Below are 7918 nucleotides of genomic sequence, written 5' to 3' on the forward strand. Positions count from 1 at the left end.
CAGTGCCTCCTCGCGCCGCCCAAGATAAGAAAACAAATTCACCTGGTTAGTCAGTGAGTTGGCTAGGTTCACTAGAAAAACGTCTGGGCGATCACGAGCGAGTCCTCGATAAATCTCGATAGCTTCCGCCGAAGCTATTAGTGCATCGTGATATCTCCCCATGCGCCTAAATTGAACTGCAAGATTATTGAGTAGACGAGACAAATTAGGCTCATGGTTATATGGCTCAATTTCGACAAGTTGGCGATAGATGCCCACAGATTCCTGGATGGCATCAAGCGCTTCTGTATGGTGTCCAAGTTCGGACAACGAGACGGCTTGGTTGCCGAGAGAAGTGGCCTGGCTAAGCAGAGATGCAACCTCGTCGGAACGCATAAGCTCTGCACTGGGTCGCTCACTTCCTGAGACAATCCGCGACATTTCTTCACCACGGTGATCCCGGCTGAGGTAAATGTCAATCCTATTTAGGGCGGCGATAAGATCGCTATGAGAGAAGAGATCGTCTGCGATCGAATCTTCGCGCATGTGGGCGAAAGATCTTAGTCGATCTGCAATCAGCGATGACAGATTCTCGGCAACCTTAACTACCATGGCGGGGCGTTGAGGAAAATTGCGAGCGAAATCAATCAGGTCGCGCACCCTGGCACCACGTACGGCCATGGTGATCGCATCGACAATCACTTTAAGGTCGGGCGCGCTTAGAACGAGATTTACGGCAACCAGTCCCGTGCTTGACAAATTATCCGCAATCGCGCCGTCAATCTCCCTTTGGAGAGAAGGGTAACGTTCAGAGAAGCGCGCTAGTGCGGTGAGTGCCCGATATGCTTGGCCTTGGGATGAACCATCCAGGAGGTGGCCCACAAGATCGGGATTGGATTCACTTATGGTGCCGATGTGATGCTCGCCGATAAGATCCGGTTGGAGAGCTCCCCAGTACTTCCCGTCAACTGTGGGGTAGAGGTCTCGCAGCCACAGGGCTACCGCAAGACGGACATCCGCTTTCTGATCTGCGAGAGTAGGAATCCGGCCAAGGGTAGCCAGCGCTTCTGCTTCATCTGCAGCTCCCATAAGCGTTGATGCCGCCACAGCATAGCTCAGGGTCGCAGGAGCAAGCGTAATTCCCATATCGGCAGCGGTGCGCTGCCAGTAGTGCTGTTCATGCTTCAACAGCCGGCCTTCAGGCGTGTCGTCATCCATCGATGATCTGAACTCACCTGCTTCCAGCAATGCATTGAGCGCACTCAGCTGAAGTGTAAGGGGAGAGCCAAATTCGCTCGAATTAAGATCTTCTGGCGGGCCTATTTCCTGAGAGATCGCCTCCCAATCTTTCCCGGAATCGATCTCAGGAAGCCGTCGAGCAAAAGAAGTCAGGGCAACGGAATACGCCTCTTCGCGCTGATGCGGCCGAAAGTAGAGCGGCCTAAGAAGAATCTCCTTGGCATTCATGTGAATATCGCTATGATTGGAACGAAGATGATCCCACCATATATCAGAAGAGCGTGCTAGGAGTAGCAGTCGAATGGGTAGTGAGTCGGTCGATTTCCGGATCTTGTGCAGTAGTTGGCCTATCTGATCACTCTGCGATTCCGCATAGTCGACTATCAGCAGAGTGGGTTTAGAGGCATTTGTAAGCAAACCTAGATCGGATTGGTTGGAAGGGTCTGGTTCAAGAAGACCCGCACCCCAGCCGCGACCCAATAGATCGTGTGCCAACTGCAGAGCCAAACGTGTCTTGCCAACTCCCCCTGGACCTACAATGGGGCGGACACTGAAGTTTCGGTGACTGATACACCAGTTGTATAGCTCTGCAAGCTGCAGCTTGCGCCCGTGGAAGGGAATCATCTCTGCTTCGGCTCTCAGTAGTTGAGCAGGAGACAAAAGCCCTTGTCTTGTAGAATTCTCTATATCGTGAACAGTCACAGTAACCGCCTCGGCGCATTCAACCATTGAGACCAGATAAACAATTTTTCTTCATCCTCAAGGGCTTCGTAGACGGCAGTGACGTCGCTCGGCGCGGCTACCCATGGGGACTTGGCGTCGATCGCGATCGTAACCGCGACCGGCTCAAGCTGCCCACGTCGCTCTAAGAGGAGCCGTGGGAGGAGGCTACGAAGGTGGGCCTGATGTGCGGTGGCGCGCGCTAGTACGGTGAGTGCCCGATATGCTTGGCCTTGGGATGAACCATCCAGGAGGTGGCCCACAAGATCGGGATTGGATTCACTTATGGTGCCGATGTGATGCTCGCCGATAAGATCCGGTTGGAGAGCTCCCCAGTACTTCCCGTCAACTGTGGGGTAGAGGTCTCGCAGCCACAGGGCTACCGCAAGACGGACATCCGCTTTCTGATCTGCGAGAGTAGGAATCCGGCCAAGGGTAGCCAGCGCTTCTGCTTCATCTGCAGCTCCCATAAGCGTTGATGCCGCCACAGCATAGCTCAGGGTCGCAGGAGCAAGCGTAATTCCCATATCGGCAGCGGTGCGCTGCCAGTAGTGCTGTTCATGCTTCAACAGCCGGCCTTCAGGCGTGTCGTCATCCATCGATGATCTGAACTCACCTGCTTCCAGCAATGCATTGAGCGCACTCAGCTGAAGTGTAAGGGGAGAGCCAAATTCGCTCGAATTAAGATCTTCTGGCGGGCCTATTTCCTGAGAGATCGCCTCCCAATCTTTCCCGGAATCGATCTCAGGAAGCCGTCGAGCAAAAGAAGTCAGGGCAATTGAATAGGTATTCTCACGCTTTTCGGCAGCGGGGTCGAGCGTGGTCAGGGGTGTTACCAGCGATCCCGTGAGAATATCCGGATGTTCAACTTGAAGTTGATGCCACCAAGTGCCAGGAGAACGCGCCAGGAGAAGCAAGCGAATGGGTGGCGAGTCGGTCGATTCCCAGATCGTGCGCAGTAGTCGAGCCAGTTGGTCCCGTCTGGACTCTGCATAGTCAATTACGAGCAGGGTGGGCACGGATGTGTCTGTGAGTGCACTTAGATCAAGCGATTGCCTGGGGAGGTCTGGCGCCAGAAGGCCCGCTATCCATCCGTGGGCTGATAGATCATGCGCCAATTGAAGTGCTAGGCGAGTCTTGCCTAAACCTCCTGGGCCAGTAATCGAACGCACCCCGAAGTCATCACCACTGATGCACCAATCGTAGAGATCGTTTCGCAATAGACCTCGACCGTGAAACGGTACAACGCCAACTTCCGCACGCAATAGCTGAGACGGTGCCAGTAACTTGCGTCTACTTGGCTGAATCGTCGAGATAAGCGGGCTGAGTTCCACGGACTCGATCAGCGAGAAACCATCTCCGAGTGCCGTGACGAAATTTTCTTCGCGGAACATTTCGGCGACTGGAAGCGCCGTAAGCCTGTTTTCATACTCATAGTTATCTTGAATTACTACGCCTATTAGTCTCCGGTCCGCAAAGACTCCAGCTCCGGACATTCCTGACCAGGGGGACGGTAAGTCAGCCTTGGTGCCGTGAATCGGGGCGGAGCTCGTGACGGTGATGTCATATACTCGTGCGATCTGCCTAGCACCTGGCTTTATTTCCCCTGTCATGTCGTCATTGTCCCTGCGGCCGTTTGGATCACGGCGTGCGCGGGGAAACCCGGATGCGTCACATGTGTATTGCGCTGTACCGGTCAGACGCCCAAAGCGTACGGGCTGGAGCGCACATGAATCCCACTGGGGATCAGCTATGTTTACAAGTGCGACATCCAGGTCCTGTGTAGCGTCATAATATTCCGGCCAGGCTACTCTTCCGTCGAGTAAAAGGTCTGGATGAGAAAGAGGGCCGATTTTGATGACAGAGTATGGTTTACCGGATTCGGTGAAGACATTGTGAGCTGCCGTGAGTACGACGTGGCTCGATAAAAGCGTTCCTGAACCAATGGATGCGCCGCCTTCAGCCAGTTCGGCCCGAATCAAGGCCACTCTTTGCTGTGGCACGCCTCGCCTTGCTGCCACCTGGCGATTCCCGGCTATTTCTCAATATCTCTGATGACTGGACGCTTTCCGTGCGCGTCCTGTGGATTGAGCTGAAGCTTTACCCGGTTAGTTGAACTTACTGCTTGAGATGCTTTTCCTCCCAGATTTGCCACCCAGAACTTAACTCCAGCTTCGCCTCCCGCTTCGCGACGAACCTCAAGGAGGAATTCCATTTCGACCGGGCCTAGTTCAAAACGCAGTGCTTCGCTTGCCCCCTCCTCCATAGCTGACGTGAGTTCTGCCCGAAGAGCGCGAATTGCATCCGAAAGTCCGACCTGTCCGTCTGTCACTAGAACCTCCGCAGGATGAGCCGTCAATGACGGCACGACTCTATACCAAAGTGCCCCGATTGAGCCCTCCGGGCATGATCCTGCTCCGACATATGGCAACGAATGATAATGAGCTGTCGTAGATTCCGATTTCAGCGGAGGGTGGCGCAGCGATCCTCTTGGCTACCGTGGGCACACTAGGCCGGCGAACAGGCACCGTGGATGATCATTACCTGCAGGCATCTCCCCAGGTGGACGGGAAGGACCGGAACATCGACGAGAGCCGACCACTCGTAGGGGCCGCGCAGTGGTCGAAACCGACCCGAGTAGCGACGCCCAGGAGTCCCGCTCAGTGTGTTCGACACGGGTAGCGAGACCTGGGCGAGGATACGAGCGTCCGCGGCACGCAATGCTCCATCTGCCATGAGCTCGTTGTCGTTTGATCTGGCTGCGCATAGGAACTCCTCTCTTGTCAGGGGAGCCATTTGGGGGAGCCACTGCCTTCTGACTCCCGCAGACCTGCCGCGACTCCCGTAGGCGTTGATGCAGGTGAGCGGCAGCCCGTCCGACTCATCTCGACCTAGATCTACTCACTGACGTTGCTTCGCATCGAAGGGGTCTGGGGTTCAAATCCCCATAGCTCCACCCATGAACCTGCAGGTCAGAGGCCAGTTCCGCTTAGCGGGGCTGGCCTTTTTGATCTTCTGAGTGACAAACTGAGTGACTACGCTGCCAACTGATCGTCTGGGGTGTGGAGTCGGGCGCTAAGACGCCGGAATCGACTGCGGGCCTTCACGCTCAATCAAGTCGCGCTTGCGGGACCGAAGCACGAAACTAGGTTGCCATGACGCAGTTCAGTACTGACCCCAAAGCCACGCTCCCTCATGCCCTGAGTAGCTCGTACTCGTGTCCTCACCAGGAATGTGGTGCTTTTGCCCACCAGGTCAGAGGAAACGTATACCTCGAGGCGGAGGATGAGAATGGCGGTCCTGAGCCCGGCTGGATCATGCACCGCTGTCAGGCTTGTCAAAGGCCAATTTTGTGGCGCCAGGGTTTCCGCCGCCAGGATACCTGGGCGATGATCTACCCCTTCCGTTCGGTGGGACCAGGGCCGAATCTAGACATGCCGGACGCGGCGCTCCAGGTCTACCTGGAGGCTCAGCGAGTCGCACCGGTGTCTCGGCGTAGCGCTGCAGCTCTGTTGCGGCTGGCTCTTCAGATCGTCGTTGACCAGCTCGTTCCGAACAGCAAGGGCATCAACGACAAGATCGCTCAGCTGGTGGCGCGGGGTCTAAGTGTTCAGATCCAGCAGGCCATGGACGTGTTGCGCTGTGTCGGCAATGACGCCGTCCATCCTGGGGTGATCGATCTTGATGAAAATCCGGATCTGGTCGAGGGGCTGTTCGGGTTGATCAACTTGGTGGTTGACCAGATGATCACTCAGCCCAAGCACACCCAAGCCCTGTTCGCTAACCTCCCGCAGAAGAATCAGGACCAGGTCGCCCGCCGCGACGCTTCTGCTGGGCAAACGTGACTCCTGATCGGGTTTCCAGCCCCAGGTGTGGCCTACAGAGGCAGTGACTTGTTCCTCGACCAAAGCAGGAGACCCCTCACCGTACGATGAGGGGCCTCCTGGACCACGGATGAGTTGAGCTCAGTTCAGCGAGCTACGACCTAAAGATGTCGTCCATTGCCTCGGCACCCTCCAAGAGCATTGGGCGGAGCTGTTTCCGATAAGATCTCAATAGGATCATTCCGCTTGTGCTGATTTGAGCGCGGCGGGAGAGTGGGTACATGGAGAGCGGTGACGACAAGAAGATTCCTGTACTACGGATTTGGGTAGTCGCGCTTACATCCGCTGCTGGCGCCCTTGGGGCAGCGGTTCTAGATGTAATTGGACGACCAGAAGTCCTGATGCTCGGAAACTGGTTCAGAAACCTTCCGCCGCCGATGCTTGCAGTGGCCTTGGGTGTTGCAGTTACCGGATCTTTCTTAGTCGGCGCTTTCATGTCTCTGGCCGCCGTTCGTCGTGCTCGGGGTGCCTATCAGGATCTCCGTGCTGCTGAACGGCAAGTTGTGCGAGCGAAGGAAGAGCTCGCCAATATTCAGCGGAGCATTGCTGATCGGACGCTGGAATACGTGGAAATTGGTGATCGCATCCACGAGGCAGCAATTATGTTGGCCTGGACGGAAGAGCAAACAGCTTCACTAGTGCGAGCCTTTGCGGAAGCTACGAGTCGAGCACAACGCGCTTGGTGGGTTTCGCTCGCGATCTTCGTTCTTGGTATCACCATCGGATATGCAACTGAGTGGACTGCTGACTTATTCAAACCGCCCTTCATTCCTGAAGCTAATCCAAATTAGGGTCTCGGCCATCGTTGGCCCGGCGGGTTGATCGGGGCTAGCGGGCGCGCTCGGGAGTTGAGAGCCAGTTCTGCTGATGCCAGCGGTTCGCAGCAAACAGACTCAAGACGCCCTTTGCTCCCGAAACCATCCATGCGGCCAATGCCGCTGAAGGGTGCTGGCACCGGAGCACCTGTTTGTACGGCTGATCCCACCTGGTCGGATTGCCCTCTGTTGAGTGAGGCCGTTTCCCGCCCGGGAATGCCACGGGAGCCAAGTCCGGGAGTCAGTGGCCTCCAACTCTCGCTGACTCGCCGCGACCCCGCTACGGCATTCATGCAGGTGGGAGTTCACCTGTTCGACTCAACTCGACCTGGATCGGCTGCCCGGTGTTGCTTTGGGACGAAGAGGCGGTGGTGGTCTCGATGGGCACGCACTGCTCTCGCATGATGGAGACGGACGAGTGGGGTAGCTCGCGGGGTGTCCAATCGGTTTCGACCTGTGTGGGATGGGTGACCTTTCGGAACGCCCTTCGTACGCTGCCGGCGTTGAGCGGTGTTTCTTCAGCTTGGCAGAACACCAGGTTGCGTTCCTGCTAGGCTCCGCCTGCCCTGAGCTAGCGGGCGGCCCGGCGCGCGTGGTGATGCTTGAGGTTCTGAGCGGCGAGCACGGGCAATTCCAATCTGTGTGGCGATTTGTGGTCTTGGCGTCAGTCGCGAGTGGACGACTTTCACTTATTGAGTGCCAAACGAGTCCAGTATCTGAGATTGCGCCGGACCGTCAGAGTATTGGGGTGTTCAGCGCCTTGCACCCGCACATGAACAGGCAACAATTCTGCGAGCCGGTCGCGGGCCGCCACAACATCTCCAGCCTCACCGATCCAGTACGCAAGGTTGCTCCTATTGGCCAAGGTGTCGGGGTGTTCAGCGCCTTGCACCCGCACGCGGACAGGCAACAATTCTGCGAGCCGGTCGCGGGCCGCCACAGCGTCGCCCGTGTGACCGACCCAGGAGGCGAGGTTATGCCGAGTGGCCAAGGTGTCGGGGTGTTCAGCGCCTTGCACTCGCACACGGACTGGCAACAATTCTGCGAGCCGGTCGCGGGCCGCCACACCATCTCCAGCCTCACCGACCCAGTAGGCGAGGCTGTGCCGGGTGGTCAAGGTGTCGGGGTGTTCAGCGCCTTGCACTCGCACACGGACTGGCAACAATTCTGCGAGCCGGTCACGCGCCGCCACAGCGTCGCCCGCGTGACCGACCCAGGAGGCGAGGTTATGCCGAGTGGCCAAGGTGTCGGGGTGTTCAGCGCCTTGCACTCGCACACGGA

6 protein-coding genes and 2 pseudogenes are annotated in these 7918 nt (G+C 56.9%); 2 read left to right on the plus strand and 6 right to left on the minus strand.

Annotated features, from left to right (window positions below):
• The 5 genes and pseudogenes from ACYQ78_RS21275 to ACYQ78_RS21295 form a co-directional block, all read right to left on the minus strand.
• On the minus strand, nt 1-1446 hold a 1446-nt coding region (locus ACYQ78_RS21275), incomplete at its 3' end, for a tetratricopeptide repeat protein (RefSeq protein WP_459802927.1).
• Between the two features lie 48 nt (nt 1447-1494).
• Nucleotides 1495-1947 (minus strand): annotated as a pseudogene (locus tag ACYQ78_RS21280) (P-loop NTPase); the annotation flags it as partial.
• Entirely contained in the window at nt 1917-3332 is a 1416-nt protein-coding gene (locus ACYQ78_RS21285; RefSeq protein ID WP_459802913.1) for a P-loop NTPase, read from the minus strand. The pseudogene ACYQ78_RS21280 and the gene ACYQ78_RS21285, both read right to left, overlap by 31 nt.
• Before the next feature lie 60 nt (nt 3333-3392).
• Nucleotides 3393-3959 (minus strand): annotated as a pseudogene (locus ACYQ78_RS21290) (trypsin-like serine protease); the annotation flags it as partial.
• A 14-nt stretch (nt 3960-3973) separates the two neighbouring features.
• Complete coding sequence (locus ACYQ78_RS21295; protein WP_459802623.1) at nt 3974-4270, minus strand: trypco2 family protein; 297 nt, start codon at nt 4268-4270, stop codon at nt 3974-3976.
• 1057 nt (nt 4271-5327) lie between these two features.
• Here ACYQ78_RS21295 and ACYQ78_RS21300 point away from each other — a divergent pair.
• Nucleotides 5328-5783 (plus strand): DUF4145 domain-containing protein, encoded by a 456-nt coding sequence (locus ACYQ78_RS21300; protein WP_459802624.1) that lies wholly within the window; start codon nt 5328-5330, stop codon nt 5781-5783.
• A gap of 260 nt (nt 5784-6043) precedes the next feature.
• Complete coding sequence (locus ACYQ78_RS21305; RefSeq protein ID WP_459802625.1) at nt 6044-6613, plus strand: hypothetical protein; 570 nt, start codon at nt 6044-6046, stop codon at nt 6611-6613.
• Nucleotides 6614-7322: 709 nt separating this feature from the next.
• Here ACYQ78_RS21305 and ACYQ78_RS21310 read toward each other — a convergent pair.
• Complete coding sequence (locus ACYQ78_RS21310) at nt 7323-7913, minus strand: tetratricopeptide repeat protein (RefSeq protein WP_459802914.1); 591 nt, start codon at nt 7911-7913, stop codon at nt 7323-7325.
• Nucleotides 7914-7918 lie beyond the last annotated feature (5 nt).

This window comes from Herbidospora sp. RD11066 (assembly GCF_054661255.1).

Coding starts and splice junctions, on each gene's coding strand:
- ACYQ78_RS21285 (WP_459802913.1), bottom strand. CDS start 3,332: ATGTTCCGCGAAGAAAATTTCGTCACGGCACTCGGAGATGGTTTCTCG.
- ACYQ78_RS21300 (WP_459802624.1), top strand. CDS start 5,328: ATGATCTACCCCTTCCGTTCGGTGGGACCAGGGCCGAATCTAGACATG.
- ACYQ78_RS21305 (WP_459802625.1), top strand. CDS start 6,044: ATGGAGAGCGGTGACGACAAGAAGATTCCTGTACTACGGATTTGGGTA.